We start from the raw sequence: 14,635 nt of genomic DNA, 5'->3' as shown, positions 1-14,635 counted from the left end.
TAATGCCCCACAACTGACAGCCCCTGAGGTTCAACCTTTCCAGGTAACGCAATCCCAACCATCGCCTGTGAATTTAACACCGCCAGAAACAGTACTTAACATGCCTGGGCCTGTGAGAATTAACGATCCTTTCGATTCTCCACTCCCTGAAACTTCAAAAACAGATCCTTTTCGTGAATCAGCATCAACCCCTGAACCATTGGCGCTTCCCAATCCTGATCTTAGTCCCCCTGATATACTCAAATTTCAATTTAATCAACCAGAGCATCCGGTACCGGACATTTTCCACCCACCATCAAAACCGCCAGAGTTGCCTGCCGTTTGGCATAAAGCAGAGCAACAAGAAAATAAGAAACCTGATAAGCAGCAAGATGTTAGAGGGGTTTCGGTAGAATATAAGGTGAACCCAATTATTAATATAAGCGGTTCTCAGCCTCCGAATGGTTTAACGGAAAATGATGTACGTCGAACTGTGATCAAAGTTTTTCAACACCGCGAGTCAGAGCTGATACACGCATTGGATGATGCGCTACGCGAGCTATATAGCCGCCATGAATACCTGAACTAGCTAATTTTAAGATCTCATAAAACGGGCGTTTTATGAGACCTTTGATCCAAACACATTTAGAAGTACCAAATCTTAGTAAAAGTTGTCTTAGAAACTCATCTCAACTATCATAGTCTTATTATCTCAATAATTAGGGAGCTAAATGAGATTATGCCCACTCAAGAATCCAAGAAAGGAAAAAAGATCGGCTATGCTCGTGTCAGCACAAAGGATCAGGATCTATCTTTGCAACTTGATGACTTAAAAAGTTTTGGTGTCTTAGAATCAGATATATATTCAGATGTTGTATCGGGAGCGAAAGACAATCGCCCTGGATTAGACTCTTGCCTTGCAATACTGCAACCAGGTGACACATTGGTAGTATGGAGGCTTGATAGACTTGGAAGATCCATGGTCCACTTGGTAAATACTATTCAAGAGCTCACAGAACGCGGGGTTTTCTTTAAGTCACTTAATGATGGTGCTATTGACACAACAACTGCCAGCGGTGAGCTGATATTCAATATTTTTAGTGCGTTAACACAATTTGAAAGGCGATTAATTCAAGAGAGAACTAATGCTGGATTAAAATCGGCTAGAGCTAGAGGGAAGCTAGGTGGCCGTCCTCCAATAGGTGCGAATGATCCAACAGTTGTAATGGCTAAGCAGATGCATGAAAATAAGGCCTTATCTGTGGAGCAAATTTGCGAAACTCTGTGTATTAGCCGAGCTACATACTACAGATACATTTCTCTTTAAATCATGGGATTAATTAAGGAAAAAAATGAATTCGAAGGTTTACATTATTTTTGTGGCAATTGTGTCCATTATTCCATCATTGCTCATTTTAATATTTGCGCGTGATCACTATCTTGCTTTAGCCTTTAGCATAACCATATGTTCAGCTATTCAGGTATGGTTTTATGTCAAAAACGGAACGATATCTTATGCAGTGGCTTTAAAAAGTAATAGTATATTCGTTATGGCAATAATGGTGATATTACAATTTCTTTACTCACTCGCGGAGACAGAATTTCAATCAGTAAAAGCCTTAGCTATAACATGCATACTCTTGGGCAATGTTGTTTTTGGAGCTCAGTTTTACACCTTTCTCAAAGGGAAAGTTAATACGGCTAACCTTATAAAAGAATTCTTTACATTACTCTTTTTTGGACTGTCGAATATAGCCTTATTCGCAGCGTTCTACTATCACACTGGCTTGTTAGTTGACAAAACTCCAGTTCAAGACTTTCCAACAGCCATATATTTTTCGATTGTAACGTGGACAACTTTAGGGTATGGAGATGTCCTTCCTATTGAAGAAATTAGATTGATAGCAGCAAGCCAAGCCATACTAGGATATACCTACATGGCTATTCTAATTGGATTGATCTTAAACGTTATTCGAATTGAAAGTGAATAGGCCACGATGGCCTATTCATTTCTCTTCAAATACTCTCCCAGCACCATCAACATAATAGCCACTTCATCCTGAGTTTTTGAATCAAGTGGCTGCGCATTAATCAAATTTGAGATTCCGTTAAGGCTTGCAGCGACATTAGTCGCTCTACGTTCTGCATCTTCTAATTCGTTTGGGTTGTTACTCATTACTCTCTCCCGAAATGATAGGGTGACAGTAGAGCTTTAAAATGGATAAAGTGTAATTGAAAAGTTTCATAAGTGCTCCGGTATTTTTCGAATAAAAAGCGCTGTTGGGCGTTCGAAAGGCTACCAGAAAGTCGCCCGCGTTTATTCGCGTGTAGTCAATGCTACACCTTATTTCACGCCACCCAACACACAGCAGGGTATCGCAGCTGTTCGCAGTAGTCAATGCGTTCACTGATTGTAATATGTACTGTTTCTGGTCACGGTTTCGACGCCGTATTTGCAGCATAGCGTACTGGAAAAATAGAATGCAATAGTTGGATTTAGAAAAATCCACAATGAAAACGGGCATAAAAAAACCGACAAAATGTCGGCTTTTTCAAGTAGTTTAGTTTTATTGTTTCTTTTCTGCTTGCATAAATTTAAAGGTCATTGAATACAATGCAAACAGCTCTATGAACATAAACGCAGCTTTAACTTGCGGATGATACGCGTACAACCAACGGGCATTTTCATAATAATAGTTAACAGTGTCACTTGATATGCACTCTGTACAGATTGCGTTTATTACATCGAGACGCCTTAAAAAGTGCTCACCTAAAAACAATACATCTGCGATGGTTGCCAAAAGTAACAGTAAGATCATCATAAAATCTTGGCGTCTAAATGTGATATCCGTACGGCCTGTTAAACGATGAACAAGCGGCACTCTTAAAGTTAAAATTACTAACAGGGCTATATTAAATGTGGCATTGTAGGGATAGATAACCCATCCTGTGTAGAGTGCTTCAACATACTGAGGTAGTACTTGCATTGGTAAATCAAGTAACCTTGCTGCGAGTAAGATAAGGGCAAGTGATAACGTATCTATATCACGAATTTTCGTAATGCATATATACGCTATAGCGCCAATTGTCAGTGTTTGGAACATAATGGAGTCCTGAAAGATATGGACTCCCGTTGCGATGATTAAAGCAAAGACAGCTAAGTTTATATAACTAAGGGGCTGGTGGTGGTGTAATTGTCCCTCTAATCGCGAGCTCATAAATGTCCTGTTTTGCGTTTTCTTGCTGCGGTGGTGGTGTTATTGTACCGCCACCAAATACAGTCGTTAATTGTTTTTTATTCAGAGTTTTCATAACAACATCCTGTAACTATTGGAGTTATGAATATATCACTCAGAATCTCTATTTTCTACTTTGTCAATTTCTTGAATGCCTGCTTGTTCACCGCCACGCCTCAACGTGCTCAGTGAAGGTATCAAACGAGCTGGCTCTATTGAGAGTTTCATACATAGCAAAACATAGATGTGCAACGGAGGGGTTGTATCTCCATTTTCCCAATTTTGATAAGTGCGCAAGCTCACGTCAGCCAGCTTCGCTAATTCACCTTGCGTTCTGCCGCTGCAATTACGTAACTGTTTAAAGATCGTGGCTGTGAGTAGCTTCACTCGTTGATTTCCGTATCGACTATATCGTCAATTTATTTGTTATTAATATGTGAAATATATATCAATACATAATAGAAATTCAAATTTTTTTCATATTACGCAAAATATTGCATATACAACATTGTACATTGGCTGTATGTGGTGAATAAGGAGATTGAAATGCACAATCATCATATAAGAGCAAATTTAAAGGTACTATCATTATTTCTGATGGACAGCAGCACAGGATTAACCCAGGAACAAGCTGTCGAATTGGGAGTAGTTCTTGACGGTTTAGTTAATGAAATGCAGAAATCAAGCGAGTCAAAGGAGGCGGTAAAAGTTTCATCAGAATTATAAAAATATTTATTGCTTCCGCTCCCAGGGCTGATACCACCAAAAGTGGTTTGCCCCTGGACGAGCCTCTAGATCAACATAGAGTAGCGTTTTATGTTTTAGTTGTGCTCTTAAACGTTTTAACTGAGTCTCGCTTAACTCGTTTCGCTCAAACAACTTATCCAGCATTAGTAGCCCGTCTAACTCATCAGCCCAATTATCAGGCTCTAACAACAGCGTCAGCGCCATGCTCAACGACTCTTTACTTACTTTTGACGTATATTTGCTGTGCGCCATGACGCTTTAATCCTTCGTAATTATTGTTAGTCATAGTGTAAAACGTGCGTGGCCCGCCATCAAATGCTCTGAATCCAACGGCCATGCCTGTTTTCATTTTCTCGTCTTGCCACTTTATTACCACAATGGACGCATCAAACTCTCCGCTTTTACGTGGGCTAAACGCCAGCCACGCTTCGTCTGCATCTGAAATTGCCGCTTGTGCCAATTCTGTATGGTCGCTTAGTTCTGGACGTCGGTTCGTCGCATGATTGATTGCGGCTTTGCTTAATTTGGATTTTGATAAGTCCGCGATTCGGGTTGAAAAAAATCCACGGTTACTCGTCGCGGTATATTTTAGTATAGCCTCGCCTAGACCGTATTGAATCGCTCTAATCGCCAATGAATTAGGGATGGTTTTTAATGCAGCGCCAGGGTGTGCTTTGAACTGATGTTCACGTTTTGCGGTTGGATTTTTGTAAATATCCGCCGTTTTAGTGCTACTAACTGTGATTTTTCGGCTTTTTAGCTGTGCTTTGGTCGCTGCGGACACAATCGATCGACAATTATGATGATTTGTTGGGTGAAACGTGTTCCAAAAGCGATCTTTTTTTGGCTTAGTCGTACCGTGCAGCTTTTTGCATAGTTCAGTTGTATGACCATCCAGGATGGCGTTGTATATCAAGTACTCAATGTGTTCATTTTGCTCTATTTGAGCCCAGCGCCCCGCGTTGTATGCGGCCATCATGTTGTTACGATAGTGCGTGTGTAGCCATCCGGGGTTAGCCTCAGTCACGCCTGCAGCGTCTAACAATTGATTTAGGTTTTGTAAAAGGTGGGGCGCGCTGTGGCCTTCTTTTAACTGTGCCTGGTACATGCCTTTAATTTTTTGAATGACACTTTCTTGGCCTATTTTCGCAATGGTAAACGCTCTAAACTTTAGGCTTGCTTCAAGCTTTGCATAGTCATCTTTGTTGATAGGCACTTGGGCACGTAAGTGTTCCTCAGCTTCACCAAAGGACACTTCATACATATCATTGCTGAGCTCTATGGGGTCTGGGCTCTTACTTTGCTTATAGACATGATATTGGCCGTATAGCCAAGCTACAGTCATGGCTGAAGCGTATAGCTGAGCAAACCCCTTTGCATGTGTTTGCCCAAGCGGTGTGCGTTTGGTAAACCTAGCGGTGATTTCATCTTGTAGGATACGGGCGCTATGTCTGGCATATTGCCCCTCTAGGTCTATCATTTGTTGCAGTAGCACTGCATCGGCGAGTAATAAATCATCCATGGTGTTATAGATACAGGTTTAATGATGGGTCGTTAAAGCCGGTGCCTGGGTTGCTGAGATGCAGAGGCTCACTCTTTGATGACTGGGCTTTTTGACTTTCCTTATAGGCTTCATCATCAAATAAGAGCTTTGCATTGAGGTGACCGAGCCCGTTTAATTCCAATATCCAGCGAAACAGCGTTCTATTGAAGCGGTTTAGTAGTAGTTTTAAATCTTGAATGGCATACGCTTCTAGGGTGTTCTCATGGACCTTACCAAGCGCTTGAGTCCCATATTGGCTTTCGCCCTGGGCAAGCGTTTGACCAGAAATAACCTTAGAAATTGCTTTGTCTTTTTTATCAATGGCTTTAATCAATTCTTCGAGCTTGCCTGTCACCGTTAAAATGATGATTTCTTCAACCCCTGATACGGCAATTCCATTGCCATTTTCAATCCTCGCAAGTGCGGCTCCTATACGAGCCAACTCACCGTCATCATCTGTGTTGGTACGTGCAATAAATGAGGGTATAGAATATTTTTGGCCCAGCCGGGTAAGTTGTGCGTCTGCTTCCCACTTGGCAGCCCAATGCGGATAACACCCTTTTAGTACGCTTTCGCCATACGGGGCTTCACGTGTCGCGTTCCTGGTGAATAACATCACCTTTTTATCTGGCACGGGGTTAAACCCAAAATTCTTGTCACTAAATAGCAATTGGCCGCGTTGACCAATACGAAATTTTTCAGGTGAACGCTTTTCAATAGACTCGACATAGAACTCACTGCCAGATTTGGCCCACTGGATTTCACACGGGTTAAAGCCCAGTTCTAACATGCTCAGACCGTCCATTTGGTCCTGCGTAAAGGTTAGGTTACTCAATACACTTTTAATAAGCGCAATGGCATTATCATCACCCACCCATTTTGTGGGCTTGGCTAGCGCGCGGCTTTTTCTCAGCTCCAATGATGCAATAATTTGGTCATCTTGCATCATGGTATTAATTGCGCCCCAGTAGCTGTTAAAGGTGGGCACATCGTAGATTTGCCCGGGTTGCGGATAGTGCCCAATAATGGGGTTATCGTCCGCCGATAAAGGGGTGGTAAGGGTTGAATGATTGATTTGCATCTTTGCTCACACTTATTTTTGCGGTTCGTTTTACAGGCTGTTCATCGCTTTGCATGCCTAGGAGCGCATTCATAATGACATAGGCGTCTTTGCGCTTTTCCTCTGCGCTGCCTTCAAATTCACAGAGACTGTACAGCTCATAAATGGTCATCTTGCACATTGCTTCGGTGAGCAATGACAGCTCATCGTTATTGAATGTGTTGTTTTGCGCTTTGCCCTGGATAAGCTTTGAGTAGGCCCACGCCGCCGCTTTATCTATCGCTATTGGTACTTTTTGCGGTGAATCATAGGTCAGGGTTTCAAAAAGTTGGCTGTCGAGACTGTTTTGTACAGCCTCGACTGAGACCAAGATTTTGATCTCATCTAGTGTCATGCAGCAGGCTCCTGTGCCGGTGCAGGTTCCTCTACAACGGAGGCCCAACAAATTGCTGGAACAACAGGGCCAGGAAGAGGTTTAGAGCGGCCGATAATTTCCAATTGGCTTGGATTATCATTTAGGTTTTGGCTAGGGAAAAATGGTAATGCAATTAATCCAGCTTTAAGATCATCAAGAGCAAGCCACCAGAAACCGTGTCCAGCCTCAACGTCTACAGCAACAACCTCATGGTCAGGCACTTTTTTAGTGATAGCTTTGTTCACGCCAAGATATGTACCATTTTCCAAAGTAACACCAATCCCTCCGATATAAATGGTATTATCCTTAATCTCAACTTTAATCGCTTTGCTTGTTGATTTCTCAGCAATCGCAAGCAATGCCGAAAATGCTTTTTTACCTGCCTTAAATTCAACTTTAGAGCCAAATCCATTTTGTTCTATTTGGGCAGTCATTTCCATTAAGACGTCATACACCTTGGTCGCGGTTATGTCAGCGCTATCCCACTTTTTGCCTGAAACATGCTTGTTTGGATCGCCAAAGTTCACTTCATACGTATCCATGCCTGCATCCGTTTTCATTGGGTAGGCTATTTGACCTGTGATAGCTTGGGAGCATAAGGCTTCCGCAGATTTACTGACTATTTTCATCATTTTATCTGTTTTTTGATCAACTATTTGCTGAATAGAAGATGTAGAAAGCATTCTCATGTCGTTCAAGTCTTTTGCAGTTATTCCATCAATAATGTCAATCCCTTGCGGTTCAATCAGCTCCATTGACTTCCCATCGCTACCTATATTGTATGCAGATGTACCACGACGCACTACGGGCACATTATTAAGAACCTGTTGCAACTCTGAAATAGCGATATGCGCAAAATGGTGTTGGACAGCATTGCCAAATAACCAGTTGCGTATTGTTTGATTGATGGGTTTTTGCTTTGAGATCCGCAACGCAATATGCTGCGGCGTTAGGAAACCCTGTACAGTCTTAAGTGTTTGTGCAATATACAGCATACTGATTTACTCCTTCTCGCCCTGAGGCTGCGACGGTTTTGATTTGCCATTGGGCTTCATCAACTCATCAAAAGCGTTGCCCGCATTTTTAAGCTCTGTTAATGCAGCTTGAGCTTGCTTTAACTGTTCAGCTCTGTGTTCGCTGTGCAGCAAGTTGTGCGCATTACCGCCGAGATTTGACACGCGGCTCAAGAACGTGTTAAACGCATTGCTGTGATTCTCACGCGCTGCTCTGTGTTTTTGATCCTGTGTTGGATTCGTCATGGTTTTCTCCTTTTTGCGGCGGGCTAGCTCAGCCAAACGCCCGCTAACTTTAATTTCTTGGCCTGTGCTGGTGTGGGTGCATTGCCACTGACAAGGGCATGCTCAGCAATGACTTTCCCGTGTTCGATAACGGGGCCACTTGCAGCGGTGTCTGTGTCAATGTCTTCTGTAGCTACGCCTTCTAACGTGCCGTTTGTGCCATCCCACACAATGAGGTCGCCGCCGTTTTCAGCAACAAATGAGCCAGCCGGAATAAGCCCATTATTCATTTCAAATTTACGGTTGTTGATAATGGGCGGATGACTGGCATCAACAATGTTTTTTTGGGTGATTGTCACTTTTCCTGAGTTAAAATTGGTCATGGAGTACGTCCTATAGTTTGTTTGCCAGATCGGCTGTATCTAGCTGTTTTTTCTCACCATCACCGGGATTGGAGAGTTCCAACGGATTGAGCACATCTACGTTCGGCTCTGGTTCTTTTAACCCATTGATAAAGGTCAGAGTGCTGCAATAAGCGCTATTTGGCTTGTTATCAGCCAGTTCTACCGCCTCAGTAGCTTCAAGTCGCTCTACAATTGGTTTAATCTGCTCATCACTTAACCCTTTGTTTTTTGCGGCGGCTTGGATTGACTTAATTCGGTCTGCTTTAACGGTCTCAAGCAACGCACTCAGTTCTTTACTTTGTGGCTGTTCGGTATCAACGGGGCTGTTTTTATCGTCCTTGTCGCCCGCTTTTTTGCCCTTGTTTTCTAGCGCTTCAATACGCGCAACAACAGGTTCCAACGCTTCTACGAGCAATTTTTTCAGCTCTTCTGGTTCCATGTTTGTGTCCTCTTTAATAATTTCGGATGATAGGTAAATGATGTCGTCACCTGTCGCGCTGAGCTCGACGACTTCTAAGGTTTTGGTGTCTGCGGCAGGTGGTAATTGGCCGCATGCCGCCACGTGATGTAAATAGAATTCGCCTGTTTGTGGGTGCGGATGAATACCGCCACTGAACCCTTCAAACTCGCCTTTGTCCTCACGCGCTTCGAGTTCAGGGGTGTAGTTGAGGTTGAGCACCAATGCACCATCGCCATCAAGCTCTGGTTTACAAGCGCGACCAAAGGCGGGGGTTCTGTCTGCGCCTTTTTCCGGGTGCCCAAAAGTGATGGGGGGACGCGCATCGGCCTTGTAGTTTTTAACCACCTGCTCCAGGTGTTGTTTGGTGACTATTTGGCCGTTAGCTTGCACGCCTGGCTTTACTAATCTAAGTTTGCGAACGCGCATTACGCCAACTCCTTAGGCTCAACAACGCCGCTTGCCAAGTCAATGAGCAGTATCGTTCCTGACACATCTCTCATTTCAATGAATTGCACATTGATAGTCAGCTCGAATTCGGATTTACCTTCATCGTTTGGACCTTGCCCTGGGATGGTCTCACACCACCCCCGCAATATTGTGGTGGCCGCATTATCAAACGATAAGCCGCTGGTCGAGTCGAGCGAACGACATTCACCTGCAAACGTGACATTGATATAACCATCATTGTTGATGATTCTCCGCCAATCGCTAGGTGAAATATTGTTAAATTTGATTTTCGCGACCAGCGCTTCAAATTTACCGTTGGGCACTTTGGCCGTGCCCGGCATACCCAAGCCTTTGAGCTCTGCCATTTCCCGCTTCATTTCTAATTCGCCAGATTCAACGCGTCCGACATAATCAGAAAAGCCAATAAGTACGCGATTACGTCGCCATGCTATTGCTGCCATATTAACCTCCTATCAGTTGATTAAGTGCAATTTCAAGCCCCGGTACATAGACCTCAGCCTCATATGTGACATGCTCTATCGGCACAGGCGGCGTGGCCTGTAAGTGATATTTCACTTTGCCGTTTGCCAGGTTAGTGAGCGGGTTGTCTTCGATACGCAGCTCACACTTGCCATATACCAGCGCTGTGCCGACTTTCGAGCGCAAAAAGTCGTTTACACTCAATTCAATTTGCCCAATCAATGACGTGGCAATGTCATTCGGTCTTGTGAACATGGGCTTATCTAGGAATTGACGCGTAAAGAATTGGATAGAATCTTCGATGATATCCATCGTGCGCCGCCATGGAATGAATGTGAGTGAGTCTGAACTTGCTGGAAATGCCGTGGAACGATTCCCCCAGGCTTTAAATCCTGAACCCCCATTGAGCACAGACACGATCCCTTGGCCTGCTAGATAGTTGAGCTCATTGTCATCGTCCTTGGGGTTAAATTGAATGCTTCGCTCAAGACCGACCACCCCCTGTAAAACACGGTTTGATGCACTACACCAGTAGCCTGTTGGGTCGTTGTCACCAGTTTGGTTCTTATCAACTTGAGACATTAACGCGGCATATCGCGCGGATAACCAGGTCGCAACCACTTGACCATCATGGTTTAGCGTTTTAACACGTGGGTATGTGACAATAGCTCGATAGTCACTGAACGCGCCTTTGAACGCGACCGCTTGCTCAGGTGTGGCCGTTTCTGGGGCATCAATGATGGATACCGCACCAATTTTATTGCCAATAGACACCATCTCAGCGCCAACGCCCGTTTTGTGGCTGAAACCTGGCGCAATGATGATTTTAGGAAATAAGCCAAACTGGCCATAGGCATCTTCAATCAGCTTTAATCCCGCTACGATGTTTGCAATTTGCGTTGATTCCGTGCCATCGGTCGCAACGCGAATAGAAACAACCGTGAGTGTTTTTACATGGTCATAAATCGCATCAAATGCTTCACCGAGCGTGCCGTTTTTGCCATAAAGTGCAGCCGCTTCTTTGGCCGTTCTGACAATGTTAAGCGTGCCTAAATCGCCTGCATCCGCTGTGCCGACTACGGCAATGATGGCGCTTGCCATTTCATTGATAGGAATGGGGCCCGAGACAGTTTCAATTATCTCTACCCCTTTTTTAAAAGACATAGTTCTCTCCAGTTAGGTAACTGAGAGACAGTGTAGGGAGTTTTAAATTGCCACGTTGCTGTACAGCAAGCGGGTTATTGAGTTACGCGGGTTACATGCTCAAACCGCTGATTGTTATACGTATAGTGCAGCGTTATATGTATTTGCCCATTTACCGCTTGGTTAATGTCTGGTGCAACTTGGTTTAGCGTTATCCGCTTCTCATAGCGATTGATTGCGTTTGTGATATCGGCGATGAGAAAAGGCAAAGCCGTAATAGGTTGGTCCAATCGCTGCCATACATTGCACCCGAATTCATGGTCAGCAATTCGTGTCCCTTTTGACGTGGTCAAAATCACATCTAAACTTTGATTAATGTCGTCAATCACGTTGTCGATTCGTGACTGCCCTGAAAAACTCATTGCAAACATGGTTCATTGCTCCTCTATGCCCTCTATTTTTGATGCACATCAAACAGGTCACCCAACTGCACTTATAATACCTTTCAGCGCCTTAAATTGCGTTTCAGGGATTATTGTCGATTTGACGGTGGCGGCACTTTTTTGTTGTGATCGTGTTCATTGTAAATATCTCTGTCCTCTGACATGGCCCGTGTGGCGTCAGAGACTTCTGCATCGCTGTGAATATTACCCGTTGTGTCTAGTGTCCCGTCCATGTTGGTATTGCCATTGATTTGTGTATCCCCGTTAATGGTTACATTGCTATTGATGGTGGTCTCAGGTGCGGTGACAACTAGGGTGCCCGCTGGCATGTTAAGCTCACAATGATGCTGCACTTGGTCATAGTAAAAACGTGTGCCATCTTCAAATTGGATCCATGTCTGCGCCGCATTACTCGTGGGCGGTGTATCTTGGCGATTGAATGTTGCACCCAGCACTAGCCCTTTTTCCATGCCACTAAGTGGCAAAAAGAGCGCCCAACATTGTTCTCCAATTTTAGGCAGTGCATATATTTGCACGCCCATCGCTCGACGCGTCAACACAGGGAGCCAGCCAGTTTGAATATTATCGTGCCCTGGCAAAACCAATTTGACGCAATGTGTGTACGGGTCAACGTCCGACACTTCACCACAGGCGAGCAATCGCTCGAGACGTGACTGCACATCAACAACGCGCTTGATCAGCTTTTTAACGTCATTCAGCACTGGGAATGCCTTCCGATTTGAGAGTTAGGTGAAACCCGCTAATGGCATTTTTATTTTCAAGGTAGGCGGTGCGCGCTTGATCGCACAGCTCCGTCAATAGTTCATCTATGTTGCAATAGTAGGTTTCTCCTTCGCCAAAATCCGCGACGATCCCATTTTTAATGTTTTTACATTTTGCTTTAGTCATTATCTATATCCTCCGGTGAAAGCATTGATTTTTTCTACAATTGAGCGTGCTGCCACTTGACCAACTGTCACGCCACCTACAAAGCCGCCACTGTTTTCCAACTTTGAAACACACATCTCAAGCGCGTCCGGTAAATCGTCATGGTCTTTGGGGTAGTTTAAGAGTTGTTGAATGAGCAGTTCTTGGGACTCTTTAAACTGCAAAACACCATTTTCGACATACGGAGCCAGTGACTGAATACGTAAATCTTTGTTGCCGCCTTTGAACCCTTTTAATGGGAGTCTCACTCCCAGCTTGGCCGCTTCACGTGCCACCATCTTTTTATAGATTTTTTGGAACACCACCTCTTCAAACCAAACCTGTTTTGGACCCCACACTTTAAACACTTCGATAATTTTATATGCCAGCTGGAGGTCTGATTGCCGTGCTCCCCAGGCATATAGCACATAGTACACGCCAGATTCTGCGTCATACCCCACAACGACAATGGCACTGTAATCGCCATTTTTGGTACCTGTGGCTGGATCAACGCCCATCATGATTTTTAGCCGCCGCAGAACTTCAATGGGCAGTTGCGTGTAATACTCGATCCATTCTTCTTTGAATTTGCGTTCTTCATCGCTCAGCGGTTGATTGAGCCATTCTGTGCTAAAAATTGATACTCCGAGTTGCCTCGCTTTATCCAGAATATCTCTGATTGACCAGCGAGCAGGCCACAAGGGTTTGATATGCTCGTCAATGTCTTTGTGTTTGAGCGCGTCCCCCTGTTTATTTGGTTGCACAGCAGCGAACCGCAGCCCTAACCAGTTCTCCAATTGCCCGTCAGCTATCTCGTTTAACAGTCTCGATGGCAGGTCGTCAGGGTGCATGATGGTGTTGGCGATAATAGTTAATGCGCCTTTACCTAGATTTAAAATGACCCGCTTAAACCACTTATAAATTTTGTCTCGTTGCGCTTTGCTTTCAACTTCTTCATCTTTTAATAGGTCATCACAAATAACATAGGTAGGACGTTGGAATTTGTTTTTTATCCCGCGCAGTGGCTGGCCTGCACCCACAGCGGCAATGGCCGAGCCATTGGGCAACTGGATTTTTTTCTTGGACCAGGTATTCCCTTTGATTTTTTGTATGCCATAGTCTTCAATGATGGCGTCGTTATCTTCTAATGCGCTTTTGACTGCATCGAGCATGTCTGTAGCAGAATCTTTTGACGCGGCACAAATGACAGGGAACACGCCCGAGAAATTGAGTGCAAGCCACAAGGGCAAAGCCTGTGTATTGCGCGTCGTTTTACCGTGGTCCCGGGGCTCAATATCAAGTACCGCTTCCAACTCATCCCCATCGCGTGGCATCTTGATAAAATCATGATCTGCTTTTGCTATGAGCGATTTGAATAATCGTTCATTCTCAGCGCTCAGTGCGCGCGTTGATACCACATCAATCAACGCTTTTTGATACTCTGCAAAGTCTATCGGGAAAGCATGTGGCAAATAGGTTTTACAAAAGTACGCAAAATCCGACTTTGCTTTCCTTAAGCGAACTTTGCGCCGAATATCGGCATCTTCATCATAGTCTCCGTCTGCCTCTGCAAGTAGCTCTTCTAACATCACTTACTCTCAGCATTTATCCGTTTAACTATATCGCGTAGCTTCTTGAGTAAATCGGGTTCAGTTTTAAGCTCTTCAGCCAACTCTCTCAAAAATTGCTTTTTCGCGGCCGCAAAGCCTTTTTCATACTCCATGCGTAAACGGCCGATGTTAACTTGAGCGCGGGATAAATCTGCCAGGGACGCAATAAACTTTTCAGGATTTGAAAAATCCAATTCATCCAACGATTTTGCAAACCCAAGCATTTTACCCGCCATAATGGAGTGTACTGACTCAAAGATATCTGTATTGGGTGTATTCTTAACGGTATCCATGAGCAACTTTGCCTCATCGAGTACTTGCCGATGCTGCGCTGCGACTTCCTCATAAGATTTTAAGGAACGTTGGATCGCACTTTTACTAACGTCATACCCTTCGGCTTTCAAAATGGTTTCGATGGCACGAATTTCCATTTTGTCTTCGGCATACATTTTGATCACACGCTCTAATATTCCCAACATTTCGAGCTTAGGCCGTGGTGGCAT

The 14,635-nt window shown here is 44.2% G+C and carries 23 protein-coding genes; 4 read left to right on the top strand and 19 right to left on the bottom strand.

Annotated elements, in window-relative coordinates:
* The 3 genes from MHN81_RS25705 to MHN81_RS25695 form a co-directional block, all read left to right on the top strand.
* Positions 1-568, top strand: a 568-nt coding sequence (locus MHN81_RS25705) for a hypothetical protein (RefSeq protein ID WP_239427139.1), incomplete at its 5' end; no start/stop codon positions are given.
* A 150-nt stretch (positions 569-718) separates the two neighbouring features.
* Positions 719-1,306, top strand: coding sequence for a recombinase family protein (locus MHN81_RS25700; protein WP_239427138.1), 588 nt, complete (start codon positions 719-721; stop codon positions 1,304-1,306).
* Between the two features lie 25 nt (positions 1,307-1,331).
* Positions 1,332-1,970: an ion channel gene (locus MHN81_RS25695; protein WP_239427137.1), complete on the top strand. Its 639-nt coding sequence runs from the start codon at positions 1,332-1,334 to the stop codon at positions 1,968-1,970.
* An 11-nt stretch (positions 1,971-1,981) separates the two neighbouring features.
* On the opposite strand, the gene MHN81_RS25690 is transcribed toward MHN81_RS25695, so the two are convergent.
* From MHN81_RS25690 to MHN81_RS25675, 4 genes are all read right to left on the bottom strand, one after another.
* Positions 1,982-2,155: a hypothetical protein gene (locus MHN81_RS25690; RefSeq protein WP_239427136.1), complete on the bottom strand. Its 174-nt coding sequence runs from the start codon at positions 2,153-2,155 to the stop codon at positions 1,982-1,984.
* 391 nt (positions 2,156-2,546) lie between these two features.
* The gene (locus MHN81_RS25685; RefSeq protein WP_239427135.1) at positions 2,547-3,083 is read right to left on the bottom strand and encodes a hypothetical protein; all 537 of its coding nucleotides are present in this window, start codon (positions 3,081-3,083) and stop codon (positions 2,547-2,549) included.
* 67 nt (positions 3,084-3,150) lie between these two features.
* Positions 3,151-3,291, bottom strand: coding sequence for a hypothetical protein (locus tag MHN81_RS25680; RefSeq protein WP_239427134.1), 141 nt, complete (start codon positions 3,289-3,291; stop codon positions 3,151-3,153).
* Between the two features lie 35 nt (positions 3,292-3,326).
* Complete coding sequence (locus MHN81_RS25675) at positions 3,327-3,602, bottom strand: helix-turn-helix transcriptional regulator (protein WP_239427133.1); 276 nt, start codon at positions 3,600-3,602, stop codon at positions 3,327-3,329.
* Positions 3,603-3,761: 159 nt separating this feature from the next.
* On the opposite strand from MHN81_RS25675, the gene MHN81_RS25670 reads away from it, so the two are divergent.
* A complete protein-coding gene (locus tag MHN81_RS25670; protein WP_239427132.1) occupies positions 3,762-3,941 on the top strand; it encodes a hypothetical protein in 180 nt (59 codons plus the stop codon).
* A gap of 6 nt (positions 3,942-3,947) precedes the next feature.
* Here MHN81_RS25670 and MHN81_RS25665 read toward each other — a convergent pair whose 3' ends face one another.
* From MHN81_RS25665 to MHN81_RS25595, 15 genes are all read right to left on the bottom strand, one after another.
* Positions 3,948-4,214 carry a hypothetical protein gene (locus MHN81_RS25665; RefSeq protein ID WP_239427131.1) on the bottom strand — a complete coding sequence of 89 codons (267 nt, stop codon included), beginning with the start codon at positions 4,212-4,214 and terminating at the stop codon, positions 3,948-3,950.
* Positions 4,180-5,484 (bottom strand): phage minor head protein, encoded by a 1,305-nt coding sequence (locus MHN81_RS25660; RefSeq protein ID WP_239427130.1) that lies wholly within the window; start codon positions 5,482-5,484, stop codon positions 4,180-4,182. Before MHN81_RS25660 ends, MHN81_RS25665 begins: the two co-directional genes overlap by 35 nt.
* Before the next feature lie 4 nt (positions 5,485-5,488).
* On the bottom strand, positions 5,489-6,586 hold the full coding sequence (locus MHN81_RS25655; protein WP_239427129.1) for a DUF935 family protein: 1,098 nt from the start codon (positions 6,584-6,586) through the stop codon (positions 5,489-5,491).
* On the bottom strand, positions 6,537-6,959 hold the full coding sequence (locus tag MHN81_RS25650; RefSeq protein ID WP_239427128.1) for a hypothetical protein: 423 nt from the start codon (positions 6,957-6,959) through the stop codon (positions 6,537-6,539). Before MHN81_RS25650 ends, MHN81_RS25655 begins: the two co-directional genes overlap by 50 nt.
* Entirely contained in the window at positions 6,956-7,975 is a 1,020-nt protein-coding gene (locus MHN81_RS25645) for a major capsid protein (RefSeq protein WP_239427127.1), read from the bottom strand. The genes MHN81_RS25650 and MHN81_RS25645 overlap by 4 nt, the downstream gene beginning before the upstream one ends.
* Before the next feature lie 6 nt (positions 7,976-7,981).
* Complete coding sequence (locus MHN81_RS25640; RefSeq protein ID WP_239427126.1) at positions 7,982-8,239, bottom strand: hypothetical protein; 258 nt, start codon at positions 8,237-8,239, stop codon at positions 7,982-7,984.
* Between the two features lie 23 nt (positions 8,240-8,262).
* Positions 8,263-8,601 (bottom strand): hypothetical protein, encoded by a 339-nt coding sequence (locus MHN81_RS25635; protein ID WP_239427125.1) that lies wholly within the window; start codon positions 8,599-8,601, stop codon positions 8,263-8,265.
* Positions 8,602-8,611: 10 nt separating this feature from the next.
* Positions 8,612-9,508 carry a hypothetical protein gene (locus MHN81_RS25630; RefSeq protein WP_239427124.1) on the bottom strand — a complete coding sequence of 299 codons (897 nt, stop codon included), beginning with the start codon at positions 9,506-9,508 and terminating at the stop codon, positions 8,612-8,614.
* Positions 9,508-9,990, bottom strand: coding sequence for a phage major tail tube protein (locus MHN81_RS25625; RefSeq protein WP_239427123.1), 483 nt, complete (start codon positions 9,988-9,990; stop codon positions 9,508-9,510). The genes MHN81_RS25630 and MHN81_RS25625 overlap by 1 nt, the downstream gene beginning before the upstream one ends.
* A gap of 1 nt (position 9,991) precedes the next feature.
* Entirely contained in the window at positions 9,992-11,173 is a 1,182-nt protein-coding gene (locus MHN81_RS25620; RefSeq protein WP_239427122.1) for a hypothetical protein, read from the bottom strand.
* Positions 11,174-11,247: 74 nt separating this feature from the next.
* Positions 11,248-11,583 carry a GPW/gp25 family protein gene (locus MHN81_RS25615; RefSeq protein WP_239427121.1) on the bottom strand — a complete coding sequence of 112 codons (336 nt, stop codon included), beginning with the start codon at positions 11,581-11,583 and terminating at the stop codon, positions 11,248-11,250.
* A 101-nt stretch (positions 11,584-11,684) separates the two neighbouring features.
* A complete protein-coding gene (locus MHN81_RS25610) occupies positions 11,685-12,317 on the bottom strand; it encodes a phage baseplate assembly protein V (protein WP_239427120.1) in 633 nt (210 codons plus the stop codon).
* Entirely contained in the window at positions 12,307-12,504 is a 198-nt protein-coding gene (locus MHN81_RS25605; RefSeq protein ID WP_239427119.1) for a hypothetical protein, read from the bottom strand. Before MHN81_RS25605 ends, MHN81_RS25610 begins: the two co-directional genes overlap by 11 nt.
* On the bottom strand, positions 12,504-14,111 hold the full coding sequence (gene terL / locus MHN81_RS25600; RefSeq protein ID WP_239427118.1) for a phage terminase large subunit: 1,608 nt from the start codon (positions 14,109-14,111) through the stop codon (positions 12,504-12,506). The genes MHN81_RS25605 and terL overlap by 1 nt, the downstream gene beginning before the upstream one ends.
* Positions 14,111-14,635, bottom strand: coding sequence for a phage protein Gp27 family protein (locus MHN81_RS25595; protein WP_239427117.1), 525 nt, complete (start codon positions 14,633-14,635; stop codon positions 14,111-14,113). Before MHN81_RS25595 ends, terL begins: the two co-directional genes overlap by 1 nt.

Source organism: Pseudoalteromonas sp. Of7M-16, from assembly GCF_022347805.1.
GTDB classification, from domain to species: Bacteria; Pseudomonadota; Gammaproteobacteria; order Enterobacterales; family Alteromonadaceae; genus Pseudoalteromonas; species Pseudoalteromonas luteoviolacea_F.
Note: the sequence above shows the minus strand (reverse complement) of the source record. Positions and strands in the feature narration are given on the sequence as shown.